Source organism: Micromonospora sp. L5 (genome assembly GCF_000177655.2).
Lineage (GTDB): Bacteria > Actinomycetota > Actinomycetes > Mycobacteriales > Micromonosporaceae > Micromonospora > Micromonospora aurantiaca.
Genome location: NC_014815.1, coordinates 508,590 through 528,092 on the forward strand (window position 1 = coordinate 508,590; position 19,503 = coordinate 528,092).

The following is a 19,503-nucleotide window of genomic DNA, read 5'->3' on the forward strand; positions in this document are numbered from 1 at the left end:
TGACGGCCACGGAGACGACGAACCGCCTGCCGGCGTCGGGCTGACGCCGGCAGGCGGTCCGGAACGGATCAGGCCACCTCGTGGGTGACGACGATCTCCCGCTTCTCCGCGAAGTGGCAGGCGCTCGGGTGGTCCGAGCCCGGCCGGATCTGGAGCAGCGGCACCTCCTGGGCGCAGACGTCCTGCGCCTTCCAGCACCGGGTGCGGAACCGGCAGCCCGAGGGCGGGCTGACCGGCGAGGGCACGTCGCCCTGGAGCCGGATGATGGCCTTGCTCTCCCGTACGGTCGGGTCCGGCACCGGCACCGCCGACAGCAGTGCCTGGGTGTACGGGTGGGTCGGCCGCTCGTAGATCTCGTCCTCGGTGCCGATCTCCACCATCTTGCCCAGGTACATCACGGCGACCCGGTCGGAGAGGTGCCGCACCACGGACAGGTCGTGGGCGATGAAGACGTACGACAGCCCGAACTCGGTCTGGAGCTTCTCCAGCAGGTTCATCACCTGGGCCTGGATCGAGACGTCCAGGGCCGACACCGGCTCGTCGCAGACGATCACCTCGGGCCGCAGCGCCAGCGCCCGGGCGATGCCGATGCGCTGCCGCTGACCGCCGGAGAACTGGTGCGGGTACCGGTTGATGTGCTCCGGGTTGAGGCCGACCAGGTCGAGCAGCTCCTTGACCTTGTTGCGCCGGCTGCCGCGCGGGGCCACCTCGGGGTGGATCTCGAACGGCTCGCCGATCAGGTCACCCACCGTCATCCGGGGGTTCAGCGAGGTGTACGGGTCCTGCATCACCAGCTGGATCTGCCGGCGCAGCCGCCGCAGCGCGCCACCGGAGAGCTTGGAGATGTCCTGGCCCTTGTAGAGCACCTGGCCGCCGGTCGGCTTCTCCAGGTTCATCAGCACCCGGGCCAGCGTCGACTTGCCGCAGCCGGACTCGCCGACCACGCCGAGCGTCTCGCCGGCCTTGAGGTCGAAGGAGACGCCGTCGACCGCCTTGACGTGACCGATGGTCTTCTTGAACACCACGCCCCGGGTCACGGGGTAGTGCTTGACCAGGTCACGAACCTCGATGATGTTCTCAGTCACGGTTCACCAGTTCCTCGGCGAAGTGGCAGGCGCTGGCCCGGCCGTTGCCCAGTTGCAGCAGCGGCGGGACCTTCTCCCGGCACATCGGCTGCGCCATCGGGCAGCGCGGGTTGAACGCGCAGCCCGTCGGGATGTTCATCAGGTTCGGCGGAAGGCCCTTGATGGTGCGGAGCTCCTGCCCCTTCTCGTCCATCCGCGGGATCGAGTTGAGCAGGCCGAGCGTGTACGGGTGCGCCGGCTTGCGGTACAGGTCGTAGACGTCGGCTTCCTCGACGATCCGGCCGGCGTACATGACCGCGATCCGGTCCGCGACGTCGGCGACCACGCCGAGGTCGTGGGTGATCAGGATCATGCCCATCTGCCGTTCCCGCTGGAGCTCGCCGAGCAGGTCCATGATCTGGGCCTGCACGGTCACGTCGAGCGCGGTGGTGGGCTCGTCGGCGATCAGCACCTCGGGGTCCAGCGCCAGCGACATGGCGATCATGGCGCGCTGCCGCATACCGCCGGAGAACTGGTGCGGGTAGTTGCTGAACCGGCCCTTGGCGTTGGGGATCTTCACCTGGTCGAGCATCTCGATCGCGCGCTTCTTGGCGTCCGAGCGGCTCATGCCGCGGCGGATGCGGAACTGCTCGGCGATCTGGAAGCCGACTGTGAAAACCGGGTTGAGGGCCGAGAGCGAGTCCTGGAAGATCATGGCGATGCCCTCGCCCCGGATCCGCCGCCGCTGCTCGGGGGACATGGTGAGCATGTCCTTGCCGTGGAAGCGGACCTTTCCGCCGGTGACGAAGCCGGGCGGGGTGTCCAGGATGCCCATGATGGTCTGCGCGGTGACGCTCTTGCCGGAGCCGGACTCGCCGAGCACGGCGAGGGTCTCCCCCGCGTCGACGTGGTACGTGACTCCGTTGATGACCTTGGCGACGCCGTCCCGGGTGCGGAACTCCACCCGAAGGTCGTCGACCTCGAGCAGGCGGCCCGAGGGGCGGCCGGATCCGTCGGCGCCCGGGGCGGACTGCTCGGACACGAGAATGTCGGACAACTCAGTTCCCCTATCGGAGCTTCGGGTCGAGGGCCTCGCGGACCGCCTCGCCGAGCATGACGAAGCTCAGCACGGCGGCGACGAGGAACGCGGCGGGGAAGAACAGCAGGTAGGGCGAGACCCGGATGTAGTTCTGCGCCTCGCTGATCATGATGCCCCAGGAGACGACCGGGTGCCTCAGGCCGATGCCCAGGAACGAGAGCGTGGCCTCCGCGCCGATGAACGAGCCGACCATGATCGTGCCGTAGACCAGCAGCGGGGCCAGGCAGTTCGGCAGCAGGTGCTTGAGGATGATCCGGCCGGTGCCGGCGCCGAGCGCGCGGGCCGCGACGATGTAGTCGGCCTCCTTGGTGGCGAGCACCGAGGAGCGCATCAGCCGCATCACGACCGGCCAGCTCAGCACGCTCAGGGACAGGATGACCAGCCCCATGATCGTCCACTCGCCGTTGTCGGTGCCGGACCCGTTGAACGTGGTCAGGATGACGATCGAGCCGAGCACGAACGGCAGGCCGAAGAAGATGTCCGCGATGCGGGAGAGCAGCGCGTCCACCCAGCCGCCGCGGTAGCCGGCGATGATGCCCATCGTGCCGCCGACCAGCAGCGTCAGGAAGGTGGAGACCACAGCCACCACGATCGAGGCGCGGGCGCCGTAGATGACCCGGGCGTAGACGTCGCGGCCCTGCACGTCGTAGCCGAACCAGGCGGCCGACGACGGCTCGACCCGGCTGCGGTCCAGCGAGCCGTTCACCGCGTCGCCGGAGGTGAACAGCCACGGGAAGGCCGCCATCACGAGGAAGACCAGGATGATCGTCGCCGAGATCCAGAACAGCGGCTTGCGGCGCAGGTCGATCCAGGCGTCACCGAGCAGGCCACGCGGCTTGTTCTGCTTCGCGCTCTCCGGCAGGCCCGCGTTGGTGGGCGCGCCCGACCCCGCCTCGGTGGGCATGGTCGCGGGCGGCGTCGACACGATCGACGCGGTATTCGGGTCACTCATGCCCGTACCTCGCTGCGCTCGGCACGGGCGTGGTTGCCCGCGCAGACTGCTGGGACGTTTCGTACGCTGCGGCGGTCACTCATAGCGGATCCTCGGGTCGAGGGCGGCGTAGAGCAGGTCCACCACCAGGTTCATGATGAGATAGACGAGCACCAGCACCACAACGATGCCGACAACGGTAGCGCTCTCCTTGGTGACGATCGAGCGGAGCACCTGCCGGCCGATGCCGTTGATGCCGAAGATGCCCTCCGTCACGATCGCGCCACCCATCAGCGCGCCGAGGTCGGTGCCGAGCAGGGTGACCACCGGGATGAGCGAGTTGCGCAGCAGGTGCACGCCGACCACGCGGCGCATCGGGAGACCCTTGGCGATCGCGGTGCGGACGTAGTCGGCACGCCGGTTCTCGGCGATGCTCGTACGCGCCACCCGGGCGATGTACGCCATCGATGCGCTCCCGAGCACGAAGCCCGGCACGATCAGTTCGCTGAACCGCATCTCGTTGGACACGGTCGGGTTGATGATGCCCCACTTCACGCCGAGCAGCCACTGCAGCACGAAGCCGATGACGAAGACCGGGAGGGCGATCAGGAAGAGGGTGGAGACCAGGACCAGGTTGTCCAGGAAGCCGTTGCGCCGCAGACCGGTCAGGATGCCGGCGCCGAGACCGATCACGGCCTCGATGGCGAGGGCCACCACCGCCAGCTTCAGGGTGTTCGGGTACGACGTGGCGATGATGTCGCTGATCTCGCGACCGCCGAACGTGATACCGAAGTCACCCTGCAGAAGGTTCTTCATGTAGCTGGCGTACTGCACCCAGATCGACTCGTCGAGGTTGTACTTCTCGGTCATCATGGCCCGGTAGTTCGGGGGGCAACCGCGGTCGCCGCACTTGCCGGCGAAGGGGTCACCGGGCACCGACCAGACGAGCCAGTAGATCAGGAACGTCGTGCCGATGAACACCGGCACGAGTTGCAGCAGCCGTCTCAAGAGATAACGGCCCATGGGGTGGTCCTCCAGACAGGGAGCGCCGGGTGAGCCGGCGCGGCGGCGACAACGTGCGAGGGGTCCGTTGTACACCCCCTCGCGGAACGGCCCCGGGTCGGGCTCACCGGTAGGCGAGCCCGACCCGGGGTCAGACCGTTCGGATCAGAGCTCGACCGAGGTGATGTCGAGCTCGCCGACGTTGGTCAGCTCCAGCTTCTTGATCTTCTCCGAGTGGCCGGACTGCTGGCCACCGAAGTAGATCGGCATCGACGGGACGTCCTGGTCGATGAGCTTGACGGCCTCAGCGAACTTCTTGTGGGCCTCCTCGATGCTGGGGGCCGCGGAGGCCTCCTTGGCGAGGGCGTCCACCTGCGGGTTGCTGTACTTGCCGTCGTTCGAGGAACCACCGGTGACGTAGAGCGGGTTGATCCAGTTCTCCACGTCCGGGTAGTCCTGCTGCCAGCCGGCCCGGTAGGCACCGGTCATCTTGTAGGCGTTGATGTTGGCGCGGAAGACCGCGAAGGTCGGCACGCCGACGGCAACGGCGTCGATGCCCAGGTTGGTCTTGATCTGCTGGGCGACGGCCTCCATCCACTCCTTGTGGCTGGCGTCCGCGTTGTACGACAGGGTCAGCTTGCCCTGGAAGCCACCGGCCTCCTGGAGGAGCTGCTTGGCCTGGGCCACGTCGAACTTGCAGGCGGTGCAGTTGCCCGGCTCGGCGCCCGGGGTCAGCGGGTTGGCCCAGCTGTCGGCCGGCTTACGGGTACCGAAGAAGATCTTGTCGGTGATCGACTGCCGGTCGATGGACAGCGAGATCGCCTTGCGCAGCTTCGGGTTCTGGAAGCGCTTGTCGTAGATCGGGAAGGCGATGATGCCGGTCGACGGGGTCGTCGAGGCCATGGCCCGCTCGGCCAGGTCGGTCTTCCACTTCTCACCGGCCAGCGCGGAGACCGGAACCTGCTGCTGGAAGTCCAGGTTGTTAGAAACCAGGTCGTTGTAGGCGGCAACGTCGTCCTGGTAGATCTTGACGGTGACGTCCTTGATCTTCATCTTGTCGCGCAGGCTGTAGTCGTCGAAGCGGGTCAGCTTGATCTCGACGTCGTCCTGCCAGGAGACGAGCTTGACCGGGCCGTTACCGATCGGCTTCTTGCCGAAGTCAGCCGGGGTGGACGAGAAGAACGCGTCCGGCAGCGGCACGAAGGCGCTGTAGCCGAGCTTGGTCGGGAACACGGCGGTCGGCGCGGAGAGCGTGACCTCGAAGTTCCAGTCGTCGATGACCTTCAGGCCGGACATCTCCTTGGCCTTCGGCTCCGGGGCCTTCTGCGGGCCGTCCGGGCCGTCCGGGTCCTCGGTGTAGACCTCGTCGAAGCCCTGGATGTCGGAGAAGAAGGAGGCGTTCTGCGCGCCGTTCGGGCCGTACGCAGCCCAGTTCCAGGCCTTGACGAAGCTCTCGGCCTTGACGGTGGTGCCGTCGTGGAACTTGGTGTTCTGCTTGATCTTGACCTTGAAGACCTTCGAGTCGCTCGTGTCGATCGACTCGGCGAGCAGGTTCTGCGGCGCCCCACCGTTGTTGGGGTACTCGACCAGACCGCTCCACATCCAGTCGATGATCGCGCCGCCACCGGTCTCGGTGGTGTTCGCCGGAACCAGGGGGTTCTCCGGCTGGGTGCCGTCGATGACGATCGCGCCGTCCTTGCTGGCGCCGGCGTCGCCACCGTCGTTGTTCCCGCTGGAGCAGCCGGACGCGACGAGCGCGAATGCCGCGCCCACCGCGAGCGCGCCGCTCGCCCGCTTCGAGACTCTCATTCCGAGGGGCCTCCTCTTTCTAACCTGGTTCCGTCGTGAGTTTCACGCACGTCTTTGGGGGTGACACCACCGGCGACCCGAACCGCAGGACGCCGGTTTACCGCAGAGGAATTCGGGACACCCCAGGGGTACCGATCCGCCGGGCGCCACACCCTGGACGAGACACCGCGCAGGGTCGGCGACCACGCGGCGGCGCGAAAGACGGCGTCACGTGGTCGGCAGGCCCGACGAGATGCCTCACACCGGGGGGTGAGGTGCTGCCACTGTGACACCAACCGGCCCTTTCCGTGAAGGTGCCGTTATCAAGCCGTTAGTTGGTCGCCACGTTGCCGATACTTGAGAAAAGATCACAAAGCGCACGGACGATAGGGCCCTGAACAGGCAAGACGGGCACAGACAGGTCGACGGACGTCCCTGCGACACGGGAGGCTGTGACGTTCACCGCGCCGGCGTCGGCCCCCTTCGCGAGCACCCGACTGCCGGGTTTTTTGTCCGTCCGGATGATGCCATGCCGACCGAGCGGGCACCACCGGCACCCCCGGGGTACGAGGTCGCCGAGGCCCCGCCCCCGGGCGGGCGTCGGTTCCTAGACCAGCCGGCGGTCGGCGGCCCACCGGGACAGCTCGTACCGGTTCGACATCTGGAGCTTGCGCAACACGTTGGAGACGTGCGTCTCGACCGTCTTGATCGAGATGTACAGCTCCTTGGCGATCTCCTTGTACGCGTACCCCCGGGCGAGCAGCCGCAGCACCTCGCGCTCGCGGTTGGTGAGCTGGTCCAGCTCGGGGTCGGCCACCGGCGCGTCCGGCCGGGAGGCGAACGCGTCGAGCACGAACCCGGCCAGCCGCGGGCTGAACACCGCGTCGCCGTCGGCCACCCGCCGGATCGCGTCGGTCAGCTCCTCCGGCGAGATCGTCTTCGTGACGTACCCCCGCGCGCCGGCGCGGATCAGGCCGATCACGTCCTCGGCGGCGTCGGAGACGCTCAGCGCCAGGAACCGCACCTGCGGGTGGGTACGCCGCATCGCCTCCAGCACCGCGCGGCCACCACCGTCGGGCATGTGCACGTCGAGCAGCACCACGTCCGGAGCGGTGGCGGCGATCCGGGTCACCGCCTCGGCCACCGAGCTGGCCTCACCGACCACCTCCACGCGCGTGCCCAGCTCGGCGCGGACGCCGGCCCGGAACATCGCGTGGTCGTCGACGAGGAACACCCGCAGCGGCCCGCTCGGCGCCGTACCCTCGACCGGTTCCTGCTCGGACATGTCACTTGTCCCTTTCCGCCGTGGAGCCGGAGCCGCTGATCGGCAGGATCAGCCGGACCTCGGTCCCTTCCCCCGGCTCGGACCGGATCTCCGCCCGGCCGCCGTGCCGCTTCATCCGTCCGATGATCGAGCCCCGGACGCCGTGCCGGTGATTCTCCACCGTATCCGGGTCGAAGCCCTTGCCCCGGTCCCGGACGAACACGCTCACCTGCTCCGGCTCCACCTCGGCGTACAGCGACACGGTCTGCACACCGGCATGGCGGGCCGCGTTGACCAGGGCCTCCCGGGCGGCGGCCACGATCGCGCCCACCCGCTCGTCGGTCTCCCGGTCGCCGACCACCACCACCTCGACGGTGATGGCGAACGTGTCCTCCACCTCGGCGGCGGCCTGCTCCAGGGCGGCCGCGAAGCGCTCGGTGGGCGAGGCGGTCGGCTTGTAGAGCCAGTTGCGCAGCGAGCGCTCCTGACCCCGGGCCAGCCGCTGCACCGTCTTGACGTCGCTGGCGTTGCGCTGGATCAGGGCCAGCGTGTGCAGGACCTGGTCGTGCACCATCGCGGCCAGTTCGGCGCGCTCCTGCTCACGGATGCGGCCCTCCCGCTCGGAGCGGAGCTGGTTCCAGGTGCGCCAGAGCACCGGACCGGTGACCACACCCACGCCGGCCAGCCCGACCAGCGCGAAGATCACGCCGTTGAGCACCGCGTCGAAGTTCTGCGCCGGCGAGTAGACGGCCGCCACGCCGATGATGCCCACCGCGACGAGCACGCCGCCGCCGATGAAGCGCAGCACGAACGCGCGCCTGTCGCTCTCCTCCACCACCGCGCCCAGCCAGGGCACCGCCGAGTCGCCCCACTGCCGGCGGCGCTCCGGGGCGGACTGGTGCCAGATGACGCCCGCGCCGACCGCGATGATCGCCACCAGCCAGCCGGCGGTGCCGGCCGCGCCCACCGAGTTGAACGCGACCACCTGGAGCAGCAGCACGCCGAGCCCGATCACCACGAACGGCAGCAGCTGGGCGAGGTCGCGGCGGGGCGGGACGGCGGTGTCGCCGGGGCGGGGCGGGACCACCGCCCAGAAGGCGGCGTAGAGCAACAGGCCGAGACCGCTCAGCCCGAGCAGCACCATGAACGCCACGCGTACCCGCAGCACCGGGATGCCCAGGTGCTCGGCGATGCCCGCGGCCACCCCGGCGGCCAGCCGGTGGTCGGTGGCCCGGTAGAGGCGCGGGGCGTGCGGGGCGGGGGTGCTGCTGATCGGAGGCTCCCAGGTCGAGGCGGACGCGCCGGCGGCGCCGACGCCCCGATCGTCACACGGCCGCGACGCCCGGGACCACGGGGACGCCCCGGAGTTTCACCGGCGGAGGATCTCAGGGGGGGGTCAGGGTCGGGTCCGGAGGCTGCTCGGGCGGCCGGGGCAGCAGTATCGAAGGCATGAACGAGGACGCTGCCCGTCCGCCCCGCCCCTGGGCGGCAGCACAGGACGCCCCGCCGCCCCCGCCGGGAGCGGCACCCACCGACCAGGCGCCCCCGCCGCCCGGCGGCGGCACGCCGTTCGGCGGTCCGCCACCCGGTGGATACGCCCCACCGCCCGGCGCCGCCGGCTTCACCACCCGGTACGGCCTGGTACGCCCCCGTGAGGGCCGCTACCTGGCCGGGGTGTGCGCCGCCATCGGCCGGGCCACGAACACCGACCCGGTGCTGTGGCGAGTGCTGCTGGCCGTGCTCGGCTTCTTCGGCGGCATCGGGATCATCGTGTACGTCGCCGGCTGGCTGATCATCCCCGGCGAGGGCGACACCGCCTCGCCGGTGGAGGCCATGCTCGGCCGGGGCCGGTCCAGCATGTCCCCGATCACGGTGATCGTGCTCGGCATCGTGGTGGCGCTCGGCTTCGCCTACGTCGTCACCGACGGGTTCCGGGCGATCCTGCTCGGCGCGGTGATCCTGATCGGCGGCGCGCTCCTGCTCAACCGCGAGCAGCGCGGCCCGGCGCAGCGGCCGGCTCAGCCAGCGCCGCCGCACGGTCCCCCGCCGGGTCCGGTACCACCGGTGGCCTGGCCCGCGCCGCCGGCCCCGGCGCCGGGCACCTGGACCGCGGCTCCCCCCGCGGCACAGTGGACCGGCACACCCGCCGGACCGGCACACCCCGCGGCGGCGCCGTCCGGCGGCATGCCCGCCGAGCCCGGCTACCCGCCGGCGCCCGCCTCCGAGCCCGGCTACCCGCCGGTGTCCGCGTCCGAGCCGGGCTACCCGCCGGCGGCGCCGTCCGAGCCGGGGCACCCGGCCACGTCAGACGCGGAGCGCGAGCCGGGCCACCCCGGGCCTACTACCGGCTACCCGACGCTGCCGGCGCCGGGCTGGCCCGCCGCGGCCGGCACCCGGCCGGGCCCGTCCGAGCCGACGACCGTCGCGATGCAGCACGTGACCGGCCCGGTCGCCGACACCGCCACCTGGCCCGCGTACGGCGCGAACCCGGCCTGGCCGGGCGCGCGGGACGCCGGGGCCCGGCTGGACGAGCCGGCCGCCGTGCCGCCGCCCGCGCCGGTGGGCGCACCGCTGCCGCCCGGCGGTTACCGGCCGCCGTTCGCCCCGCACGGCCCGTACGCCGGATCGCCGCCCGTCCCGCCGCCCTTTCCGCCACCGGTCCGGCCGCCGCGACCGCCGAAGCGGCCCAAGGAGCGCTCGCCGCTCGGCGCGATCACGTTCTCGCTGATCTTCCTGGCGCTCGGCATGGTCGCAATGCTCGACCTGCTCGACGTCTTCCCGGTCGGCGCCGCCGGCTACTTCGCCGCGGTACTCGCGACCATCGGCCTCGGTCTGCTCGTCGGCACCTGGTTCGGCCGGGCCCGCTGGCTGATCGCCCTGGGCCTGGTGACAGCGGCGGCGCTCGGCATCGCCACCGTCGCCGAGTCCTACGACCGGGTACGCGGCATCGACGGCAACGTCACCTGGGCGCCGACCGACCTGCGCGACCTGGCCGACCGGTACGAGAACAACCTCGGTGACGCGACGCTCGACCTGCGCGGGATCGACTTCGACAAGCAGGACGTCCAGGTGACTGTCGACGTGAACCTCGGCAACGCGACAGTTGTCGTACCGCCGGACGTCGACGTGACCACTGTGGCCGACGTGAACGCCGGCGACGCCACTGTCTTCGGCCGGCGCAGCGGCGGGCTCGGCGGTCGTCAGTGGGAGACCACCGACCCGGGCGCCGACGGTCCCGGTGGCGGCAAGCTGCGCCTCTACGTCCACGTGAACGCCGGCAAGCTGGAGGTGACCCGGTGAAGGCACACCGTACCGACATCGTGTCGTTCGCTTTCGGACTCGTCTTCCTCGGCCTGTCCGTCTGGTGGCTGCTGGCCCGGATCCTCGGCCTCTCCGTACCCCCGGTCGGCTGGTTCCTGGCCGGCGGGCTGGTGCTGATCGGACTGCTCGGGCTGATCGGCGCGCTGCGCTCGGGCCGCCCCCCGGAGCAGCCCACCACGCAGCCCGCGCCGGACGTCACGGTCTCGGCGCCGTACGGCTCCCCGGCCGCAGGCGCGGAGACCGCCGGCGGCGCGGAGACGATCGCCGGCCCGGAGACGCCCGACCGCGCCGACGAGTGGGCCACCGAGGCCACGACCGACTCCGCGGAACCGGCCACCCGCGAACTGCCGCCGCTCGATCCACCGGCCGACGAGGCGGCTCCGCAGCGCCGTACGCCGGGGGATCCGGCCTGACCGCGCCACTGCGGCGCCCTCCGGACGCGGCCTATGCTGGTCGGCGGAGATCTCGTCTCCGCCGGCCGGCCCGCGCACCCCGACCATGCCGGAGCCGCCGGCCGGGTCGCCGGAGCCGCCCCGTCCGTTCGCTATCTCGTCAGGAGCCCGTCCGACATGACCCAGTCCCCCGCCGTGCGCGTCACCGCTCCCTCCGGTGCGGTCCGCATCGGCGAGCGCGCCGCCCGCACGCTCGTCAGCGAGTTCGCCCGGCGTAACGACCCGAAGGCCGGCCTGCTGGTCGGCGCGACCCCGGAGTCCGCGGTGCTGGCCGCCGCGATCGAGGCGCTGCTCCCCGGCGACCGGCTCACAGTGGTGCCGGCGGAGGGCGCCGCGGCGGCCGCGCTGCGCGAACACGTGACCGCGCAGGGCCGCTGGGTCGCCGACCGGGTACGCGTGGTCGACACCCTCGCCGAGGCGGACGCCGCCGCGGTGGTGGTCGTCGCCGAGCCGTTCACCGGCACCGCGGACGAGGCGCGCGTCGCGATCGACGGGCTGGCGAAATACCTCGCCGAGGGCGCGGTGCTGAGCGTCGCCGCGCCGCTGTTCCGCACCGAGGGCGCCGACGGCGAGCTGGACCGGCAGGGCGTGCTGCACGGCGTACGCACCGACCTGGTGCTGCGCAACACCCCGCCGGTACGCGTGCACCACCTGCGGTTCACCCCGGCGCCGGTCGCGCTCGCGGCCTCGCTGTCCCCTGCGTACCGGCCGTCGAGCGTGCCGCTGACCCGGGGCATGCACATCGACTCGAACGGGGTGGCCGCGGCCGGCATCACGCTCGGCCTGGCCGCTCTGGCCCGGGCCGCGCGGCCGAAGTCGAAGCTCTGGCTGCTGCCGGCGCTGGCCGCCGCGCCGGTGGCCGCGTTCTTCCGCGACCCGGAGCGGGACGTGCCGGAGGACCCGTCGGCGGTGGTCGCCTCGGCGGACGGTCAGGTGCTGTCCGTGCAGCGCCTTCAGGACGAGCGCTTCGGTGACGGCGAGTGGCTGCGGATCGCGGTCTTCCTGTCGGTGCTGGACGTGCACGTCAACCGCGCTCCGGTGGCCGGCAAGGTGGTCGACTACTTCGTCGCCGACGGCGGGTTCGTCAACGCCATGAAGCCGGACGCCGAGCACAACGTGGCGGCGTACACGGTGCTGGACACCGACCACGGCACCGTGGTGGTGGCGCAGCGCACCGGGCTGATCGCCCGCCGGATCGTGCAGCGGGCGCCCGTGGGTTCGCTGCTGGCCCGGGGTGAGCGCTTCGGCCTGATCCGGTTCGGCTCGCGTACCGACGTCTACCTGCCGGCCGACGCCGCGGACCCGCTCGTCGGGCCGGGCGACAAGGTGGTCGGCGGCGCGACGGTGATCGCCCGCTGGCGCTGAGCGCCGGACATGAGAGAAGGGGCGCCGCTCTCGCGGCGCCCCTTCTGTCGTTCTCGGGTCAGGCGGTACGGCGCTGGTGCAGCCAGAGCAGCGGCCCGCTGACCAGGTAGCCCACCACCACGAGGGCGAACGTGAGCCGGATGTCGACGAGCGCGCCGACCACCGGGGCCAGCCAGAGCCACGGCGGCAGCTTCAGCAGCCGGGCGAGCTTCGCATACGGGAAGCTGGACACCATGGCGAAGGCGAGCAGCGCCACGCCGGCCACCATGACCAGGCCGGGAACCGGCACGCCGATGGCCACGGTCAGGGCGAGCACTGCCGCCGCCATGGTGGTCGGCACGCCGCAGAAGAAGCGGCCGTCCTTCGGCGAGACGTTGAACCGGGCGAGCCGGACGGCCGCGCACGCGGCGACGAGCGCGCAGGAGACCGCGGCGGCCGCCGGCGGCACCGAACCGGCGAGCGAGGCGTAGACCACGACCGGCGCGGCGAGGCCGAACGAGCACATGTCGGCGAGCGAGTCCATCTGCGCGCCGAACGGGCTGGCCACACCGAGCTTGCGGGCCAGCGCGCCGTCGAGGCCGTCGAACGCGACGCACGCGATCAGGCAGATCGCGGCGATCTGCACCTCACCGCGCATGGCCAGGAAGATGGCCAGCATGCCGAGCATGAGGCTGCTCAGCGTGCACGCGTTGACGAGCGCGAACTTGGCCCGGCGGGCGGCGGTGCGCTCACCCGGCAGGAGCGGGATCGACATCGCCGGGGACTCGTCGTCGACGGGTGTCGCCGGGGGAAGCGCCGGGCTGATGGGCCGTACCGCTTCGATGTCGGTGTCGAGCCGGCCGTAGCGGAGGCGCTGGCGGTCGGCGTAACGGTGGTCGGGGGTGACCAGGTCGGTCCCGGAGACGGCCGCGCCGTCCCGGCGGCCCACCCGGACCAGCAGCACCTGGCGGGCGAACGTACTGCTGCGGCGCAACCTGCCCGCCCAGCGACGCCCTGCGGGGCGCGGACTGTCAGTCGTACGACGCCGGCGCCATGGGGCTCTCGGCACGTTTCCTCCATCACCGGATCGGCTGGCCGCCCACTGCGGGGCGGGTGTCCGGCTGTCTCGTGCCGGACCTTTCGGGTCCGGCAGCCCTTTTGCGGAGTACACCATTGCACAGGGGACAGGGGCTTGGCGATAGCTGCCGGCGGTACTTATATCTCCCTTAACCGCGCGAACCGCCCACTCATTCCCATCTCGGGCCTCAACGCCCGTTTTCGTCGGTCAGCCGTACTTCCGACTGTACCGGAGGTCACCCAGGGCGGCTCGGCGAGCGATTCAGCTCACCCGCTGCCCGGTGGCCCGCGCCGCCACGTCGGTCATCGACAGACCGGTGACCTGCTCCGGGGCGAACCAGGCGGCCCGCGCGGTCGAGCCGCCGGCCAGCTCGGTCACCACCGCGTCGGTCGGCGCGTCCACCCGTACCCGGTAGATCACCCGGACGCCGTGCCAGTCCAGCGGGCGGCCCTCCGGGCCGAGCGCGGCCGGGTTGTGCAGGTTGTCCACGGCGATCAGGTCGACCACCCGGCCCAGCTGCCCGGCCTCCTCGACCAGCTCGCGCAGCAGCCCGGCGGCCGGCTGCTCGCCGTGGTCGGTGCCGCCACCGGGCAGGTGCCAGCGGCCCGCGCCCGGATAACCGTCGGCGATCATGGTGAGCAGCACCCGGTCGGCGGGGTCGGTGACCAGCCCGTACGCGGCGAAGCGCTGCCGGCGGTCGACGGACGGCCCGGCCGGCTCGGCGGGCAGCGCCCGGGGCAGGTCGGCCGGCAGCGGAGTCACAGGCAGGCCGAGCAGCTCGGCGGTGAACGGCATCAGCTGCCGGGCGGCTGCCTCGTCGGGCGTGAACCAGCCGACCTCGTCGCTGCCACCGGCCGGCTCCGGCCGCAGCCGCCCGCCGCGCGCCTCGACCTCGAAGACCAACCGATCGGTGTGCAGCGCGATCCCCAGGTCGGCGAACGCGGCCACGTCGGCCACCGCGGCCCGGATCGCGCCGGGCGCGACGGTCAGGCCGGTCTCCTCGGCGAACTCGCGTACCACCGTGTCGGCCGGGTGCTCGGCGTGTTCGACGCCGCCGCCGGGCAACTGCCACACCCCCGGGTACGGGCACCTCGCCGAACCGCGCGCCAGCAACACCCGCCCGTCGGAGTCCCGCAGCACCCCGTAGGCCCCGACCCGCCGCCGCTGCTCCACAGCACCCTCCCCCGCCCGCGCGCCCCCGCGCACTCCCCGCGCCCCACTCCGTCGATCATGAGGTTAGCGGTACCGAGGCGGACATTTCGCGCCGTCAACTTCATGATCGCCGGGGTGGGCGCCCGGAGGGCGGGGGTGGGTGGGTCAGAGGAGGTGGGCGGCCTGGACTGCTTCGGCCGTCACCTCGGTGAGGCGGTCGGTGGGGAGGGCGCCGAGTTCCTCGCGGCGGAACCAGCGGGCCTCGCAGGTCGAACCGCCGATGTCGGCAACGGTGGGCGGCGCGGGCTGGTCGACGACCACCCGGTAGAAGGCGCGTACGCCGTGCCAGTCGATCGGGTAGCCCTCCGGGCCGAGCGAGGCGGCGTCCCGGTGGCTGGCCACCCCGAGCAGCTCGACCAGGCGGCCGGTCTGGCCGGTCTCCTCGACCAGTTCCCGGATCAGCGCCGCGCCCGGCTGCTCGCCGTAGTCGGTGCCGCCGCCGGGCAGGTGCCAGCAGCCGGCGCCCGGGTAGCCGTCGGACACCCGGGTCAGCAGCACCCGCTCCTCCGGGTCGGTCACCACCGCGTACGCGGCGAAACGCTGCGCCCGGTGCAGCCCGTCCGGGCCGGGGACGGCGTAGAACGAGGGGAACTCGGGCACCTCCTCCGGCACGATGTCGTCGGTGGAGGTGGGCAGGCCCAGGGCGCGTGCGGTGAACGACCGCAGCGGCAGCTCCCGGGCCTCGTCGAGGGTGAACCAGCGGGCCAGGTCGGTCGGGCGGTCGACCCGCTCGGTGAGCGTCCCGCCGCGGACCGACACGGTGTAGAGAAGCCGGTCGGTGTGGATCGTGATGTGCCGCTCGGGCAACGCCCGCATGTCGGCGAGCACGTCCTGGAGGCCGGCGACCGCCACCGAGAGCCCGGTCTCGGCAGCGGTCTCCCGGACGACCGTGTGTTTGGGGTCCTCACCGTGGTCGACCGCTCCTCCGGGGAGCGACCAGGTGCCGGGGGTGCCGGAGCGCTCCGATGCGCGGACCAGCAACACTCGGCCGTTTGAGTCAGCACAAACTGCGTATGCCGCGATCCTGCGGAGCGGCTCCAGCGAGGTGGTCACGGGAGCAAATTCTCCCCGTAGCGGGTTACCGACATCGAAAAGAGTCAGATTCCTGACTCTCCGCTGGCGTCTCAGGGGCAGCTCAGGGTAGGCGTCCGGGCGGTCACCGAGGTCGCCCGCCGCGGCGCGCGGGACCGTTGACACATGACCTTCCCGAACCCCTCCCAGGCCCCGTACAAGCAGCTCCGCCGGCCGGTCAGCGACCGCATGATCGCCGGTGTGGCGAGCGGCCTCGGCCGCTACTTCGCCGCCGACCCCACACTGATCCGGGTGATCTTCGCGACCGCCACCGTGCTCACCGGCGGGCTCGCCGCGCTCGCGTACCCGATCATGTGGTTCCTGATGCCCGAGGAGCCGGCCGGCGCGCCCGCCTGGCCGCACCCGCCGGGCACCGCGCCCGGGTGGCCGCCGGTCCCGCCGGCCGGGCCGGTCCCGCCGGGTACGCCGACCGAGCCGCGGACGCCGGGCGGGCCGCAGGCCGGCCCGCAGACGCCGCCCGCGGCCTGAGCCGCGTCACTCCCACTCGATGGTGCCCGGCGGCTTGCTCGTCACGTCCAGGACCACGCGGTTGACCTCGGCGACCTCGTTGGTGATCCGGGTGGAGATCCGGGCCACCACGTCGTAGGGCAGCCGGGACCAGTCGGCGGTCATCGCGTCCTCGCTGGAGACCGGGCGCAGCACCACCGGGTGGCCGTAGGTGCGCCCGTCGCCCTGCACCCCGACGCTGCGCACGTCGGCCAGCAGCACCACCGGGAACTGCCAGACGCCCCGGTCCAGACCGGCCGCGGTCAGCTCCTGCCGGGCGATCAGGTCGGCCTTGCGGAGCACGGCGAGGCGCTCCTCGTCGACCGCGCCGATGATCCGGATGGCCAGGCCCGGACCGGGGAACGGGTGCCGCCACACCATCGCCTCGGGCAGTCCCAGCTCAAGGCCGATCGTGCGGACCTCGTCCTTGAACAGCGTGCGCAGCGGCTCGACCAGGGCGAACTTCAGGTCCTCGGGCAGGCCGCCGACGTTGTGGTGGCTCTTGATGTTGGCGGTGCCGGTGCCGCCGCCGGACTCCACCACGTCCGGGTAGAGCGTGCCCTGCACCAGGTATTCCACGTCGCCGTGCGCGGCGATCTCCCGGGCTGCGGCCTCGAAGACGCGGATGAACTCCCGGCCGATGATCTTGCGCTTCTGCTCCGGGTCGGTCACCCCGGCGAGCGCGCCGAGGAACCGCTCCCGCGCGTCGACCACCTTGAGCTTGATGCCGGTCGCCGCCACGTAGTCCTTCTCGACCTGCTCGGCCTCACCGGCCCGCAGCAGCCCGTGGTCCACGAACACGCAGGTGAGCTGATCGCCCACGGCACGGTGCACGAGCGCGGCGGCGACCGCCGAGTCGACACCGCCGGAGAGGCCGCAGATGACCTCCTTGTCGCCGATCTGCTCGCGGATCCGGGCGACCTGCTCGTCGATGATGTTCGACGGCGTCCACGTCGGCTCGATGCCGGCGATGTCGTACAGGAAGCGGCTGAGCATCTCCTGGCCGTGCGCGGTGTGCCCGACCTCCGGGTGGAACTGCACGCCGGCCCGGCGCCCGGCCAGATCCTCGAACGCGGCGACCGGGGCGCCCGCCGACTCGGCGGTCACGGTGAAGCCGTCCGGGGCCTCGGTGACGCAGTCGCCGTGGCTCATCCAGACCGGCAGGTCGGCCGGCAGGTCGCGCAGCAGCACACCGGGCTCGGTCAGGCGCGGGCGCAGCGGCGTGCCGCCGTACTCGCGGTTGCCGGTGCGCGCGACGGTGCCCCCGAGCACCTGGGCCATGGCCTGGAAGCCGTAGCAGATGCCGAAGACCGGCACCCCGGCGTCGAACATCCCGGCGTCGATCTGCGGCGCGTCAGCCGCGTAGACGCTGGCCGGGCCGCCGGACAGGATGATCGCGGCCGGGTTCTTGGCCAGCATCTCGGACACCGGCATGGAATGCGGGACGATCTCCGAGTAGACCTTCGCCTCGCGGACACGGCGCGCGATGAGCTGGGCGTACTGGGCTCCGAAGTCCACCACGAGGACGGGGCGAGGCGTGCTCATGTGCGCAAAGCCTACCGACAGTCACCGGCCGCGCGGACGCGCCCCGGCGGTGTGGCGGGGTGAACGTGTTAACAAGGGGCCCTTCCTCTACCGGAGGCGTTAAGAAGGGGCCCTTCCTTTCACCGCAGGGCGGCGGGGGCGTGCGCGGGGACGGCCGGCCGCCGCGGCGGGACCGGCTCGACCCGGGTGTACGCCGACCCGAGCGCCGGGCGCGGGTCCGCCTCGCCCTTGTTCGGCCAGTACGACATGGCCCGCTCGGCCTGCGCGGTGATCGTCAGCGACGGGTTGACGCCCAGGTTCGCCGAGACCGCCGCGCCGTCCACCACGTGCAGCCCCGGGTGGCCGTACACCCGGTGCCAGGGGTCGATCACCCCCTCGTCCGGGGTGGCGCCGATGACCGCGCCGCCGAGGATGTGCGCCGTCACCGGGATGTTGAACGGCTCGGTGACCGCCCCGCCGGGGGTGCCGCCGATCTCCTCGGCGAGCAGCCGGGCCGCCGTGTTGCCGGCCGGGATCCAGGTCGGGTTGGGCGCGCCGTGGCCGGGGCCGGAGACCAGCCGCCCCTTGCGGTAGCGGGTGGTCAGCGAGTTGTCGACCGACTGCATGACGAGCGCGATCACGGTGCGCTCGGACCAGCGGCGTACCGACAGCATCCGCGCCGCCAGCACGGGCTGCCGGACGATGCTCCCGAGCCAGCGCCGGACCCGGCGGGGGCCGCCGTCGACGAGCAGCGACTGGAGCAGGCCCATCGCGTTGGAGCCCTTGCCGTAGCGGACCGGCTCGATGTGGGTCTGCGCGTCGGGGTGGAACGAGCTGGTGATCGCCACCCCCTCGGTGAAGTCGAGGCCGCGCTTCCGGGCCGCGCCGGGCGCCACCGAGGCGCCGAGGATGGCCTCGGAGTTGGTGCGGGTCAGCTCGCCCAGCCGGGGCGAGAGCGCCGGCAGGGCACCCGTCGACTTCATCTCGTGCAGCAGCCGCTGGGTGCCGAGCGCGCCGGCCGCGAACACCACCTGGTCGGCGTGGATCACCTCGCGCCGCTTGCGCAGCCAGGCGCCGGTGCGCTCGGTGTGCACCGCGTAGCCGCCGGCCGGGTCCGGGCGTACGGCGGTGACCGTGGTCAGCGGGTGCACCTGCACGCCGAGGCGCTCGGCCAGCCAGAGGTAGTTCTTCACGAGCGTGTTCTTGGCGCCGTGCCGGCAGCCGGTCATGCACGACCCGCAGTGGCTGCACCCGGTGCGGTCCGGCCCGGCCCCGCCGAAGTAGGGGTCGGCCACCCGCTCGCCGGGGCGCCCGATGTGCACCCCGACCGGCGTCGGGTGGTAGGTGTGCGCCACCCCCATCCGCTCGGCCACCGCGCGGACGGCCTGGTCCGCGCGGGTGTCGATCGGGTACGTGGTGACGCCGAGCATCCGCTTCGCCTGGTCGTAGTGGCGGGCCAGCTCGTCGCGCCAGTCGGTGATGTTCCGCCACTGCGGGTCGGCGTAGAACGCGTCGAGCGGCTCGTAGAGCGTGTTCGCGTAGACCAGTGAGCCGCCGCCCACCCCGGCGCCGGAGAGCACGAGCACGCCGCCTCCGGCCTTGCGGTCGGCCGAGCGCAGCAGCGTGATCCGCTGGAGCCCGAAGCAGCCGAGCCGGGGCGCCCAGAGGAACCGTCGCGCCCGCCAGGACGTACGCGGGAACTCGTCGTCGGCGAAGCGCCGCCCCGCCTCCAGGACGCCCACCGTGTAGCCCTTCTCGGCCAGCCGGAGCGCGGTGACGCTGCCGCCGAAGCCCGAACCGATGACGAGCACGTCGTAACGCATGAACGCATCATTACCGACCGGTA

Annotated in this window: 16 protein-coding genes; 4 read left to right on the forward strand and 12 right to left on the reverse strand. The window is 72.1% G+C overall.

Features of this window, described 5'->3' with window-relative positions:
• Positions 1–68 precede the first annotated feature (68 nt).
• From ML5_RS02520 to ML5_RS02550, 7 genes are all read right to left on the reverse strand, one after another.
• Entirely contained in the window at positions 69–1,085 is a 1,017-nt protein-coding gene (locus ML5_RS02520) for an ABC transporter ATP-binding protein (RefSeq protein ID WP_013473630.1), read from the reverse strand.
• Positions 1,078–2,106, reverse strand: coding sequence for an ABC transporter ATP-binding protein (locus ML5_RS02525; protein WP_013473631.1), 1,029 nt, complete (start codon positions 2,104–2,106; stop codon positions 1,078–1,080). The genes ML5_RS02520 and ML5_RS02525 overlap by 8 nt, the downstream gene beginning before the upstream one ends.
• A gap of 25 nt (positions 2,107–2,131) precedes the next feature.
• The gene (locus ML5_RS02530; protein ID WP_013473632.1) at positions 2,132–3,115 is read right to left on the reverse strand and encodes an ABC transporter permease; all 984 of its coding nucleotides are present in this window, start codon (positions 3,113–3,115) and stop codon (positions 2,132–2,134) included.
• 75 nt (positions 3,116–3,190) lie between these two features.
• Positions 3,191–4,117, reverse strand: coding sequence for an ABC transporter permease (locus ML5_RS02535; RefSeq protein WP_013288523.1), 927 nt, complete (start codon positions 4,115–4,117; stop codon positions 3,191–3,193).
• A 144-nt stretch (positions 4,118–4,261) separates the two neighbouring features.
• Positions 4,262–5,905 carry an ABC transporter substrate-binding protein gene (locus tag ML5_RS02540; RefSeq protein ID WP_013473633.1) on the reverse strand — a complete coding sequence of 548 codons (1,644 nt, stop codon included), beginning with the start codon at positions 5,903–5,905 and terminating at the stop codon, positions 4,262–4,264.
• Between the two features lie 586 nt (positions 5,906–6,491).
• Positions 6,492–7,169 carry a response regulator transcription factor gene (locus ML5_RS02545; protein WP_013473634.1) on the reverse strand — a complete coding sequence of 226 codons (678 nt, stop codon included), beginning with the start codon at positions 7,167–7,169 and terminating at the stop codon, positions 6,492–6,494.
• Position 7,170: 1 nt separating this feature from the next.
• Positions 7,171–8,421 (reverse strand): ATP-binding protein, encoded by a 1,251-nt coding sequence (locus ML5_RS02550; protein WP_083816918.1) that lies wholly within the window; start codon positions 8,419–8,421, stop codon positions 7,171–7,173.
• A gap of 176 nt (positions 8,422–8,597) precedes the next feature.
• Between ML5_RS02550 and ML5_RS02555 the strand changes: the two genes are divergently transcribed.
• The 3 genes from ML5_RS02555 to ML5_RS02565 all read left to right on the forward strand — a co-directional run bounded on the left by ML5_RS02555 (position 8,598) and on the right by ML5_RS02565 (position 12,286).
• Positions 8,598–10,448: a PspC domain-containing protein gene (locus tag ML5_RS02555; RefSeq protein WP_013473636.1), complete on the forward strand. Its 1,851-nt coding sequence runs from the start codon at positions 8,598–8,600 to the stop codon at positions 10,446–10,448.
• Positions 10,445–10,882, forward strand: coding sequence for a hypothetical protein (locus ML5_RS02560; RefSeq protein ID WP_013473637.1), 438 nt, complete (start codon positions 10,445–10,447; stop codon positions 10,880–10,882). The genes ML5_RS02555 and ML5_RS02560 overlap by 4 nt, the downstream gene beginning before the upstream one ends.
• Positions 10,883–11,038: 156 nt before the next feature.
• Positions 11,039–12,286 carry a phosphatidylserine decarboxylase gene (locus tag ML5_RS02565; protein WP_013473638.1) on the forward strand — a complete coding sequence of 416 codons (1,248 nt, stop codon included), beginning with the start codon at positions 11,039–11,041 and terminating at the stop codon, positions 12,284–12,286.
• A gap of 58 nt (positions 12,287–12,344) precedes the next feature.
• On the opposite strand, the gene ML5_RS02570 is transcribed toward ML5_RS02565, so the two are convergent.
• The 3 genes from ML5_RS02570 to ML5_RS02580 all read right to left on the reverse strand — a co-directional run bounded on the left by ML5_RS02570 (position 12,345) and on the right by ML5_RS02580 (position 15,608).
• Complete coding sequence (locus ML5_RS02570; protein WP_013473639.1) at positions 12,345–13,259, reverse strand: phosphatidylcholine/phosphatidylserine synthase; 915 nt, start codon at positions 13,257–13,259, stop codon at positions 12,345–12,347.
• Between the two features lie 345 nt (positions 13,260–13,604).
• A complete protein-coding gene (locus tag ML5_RS02575) occupies positions 13,605–14,516 on the reverse strand; it encodes an NUDIX hydrolase (protein WP_013473640.1) in 912 nt (303 codons plus the stop codon).
• 144 nt (positions 14,517–14,660) lie between these two features.
• Positions 14,661–15,608, reverse strand: coding sequence for an NUDIX hydrolase (locus tag ML5_RS02580; RefSeq protein ID WP_013288532.1), 948 nt, complete (start codon positions 15,606–15,608; stop codon positions 14,661–14,663).
• A gap of 144 nt (positions 15,609–15,752) precedes the next feature.
• On the opposite strand from ML5_RS02580, the gene ML5_RS02585 reads away from it, so the two are divergent.
• Positions 15,753–16,115, forward strand: a complete 363-nt coding sequence (locus ML5_RS02585; RefSeq protein ID WP_013473641.1) for a PspC domain-containing protein — start codon at positions 15,753–15,755, stop codon at positions 16,113–16,115.
• 6 nt (positions 16,116–16,121) lie between these two features.
• Here the strand turns inward: ML5_RS02585 and guaA are convergent, their stop codons facing one another.
• Both guaA and ML5_RS02595 read right to left on the reverse strand, forming a co-directional pair.
• Positions 16,122–17,678, reverse strand: a complete 1,557-nt coding sequence (gene guaA / locus ML5_RS02590) for a glutamine-hydrolyzing GMP synthase (protein ID WP_013473642.1) — start codon at positions 17,676–17,678, stop codon at positions 16,122–16,124.
• A 119-nt stretch (positions 17,679–17,797) separates the two neighbouring features.
• Positions 17,798–19,480, reverse strand: a complete 1,683-nt coding sequence (locus ML5_RS02595) for an FAD-dependent oxidoreductase (protein WP_013473643.1) — start codon at positions 19,478–19,480, stop codon at positions 17,798–17,800.
• Positions 19,481–19,503 lie beyond the last annotated feature (23 nt).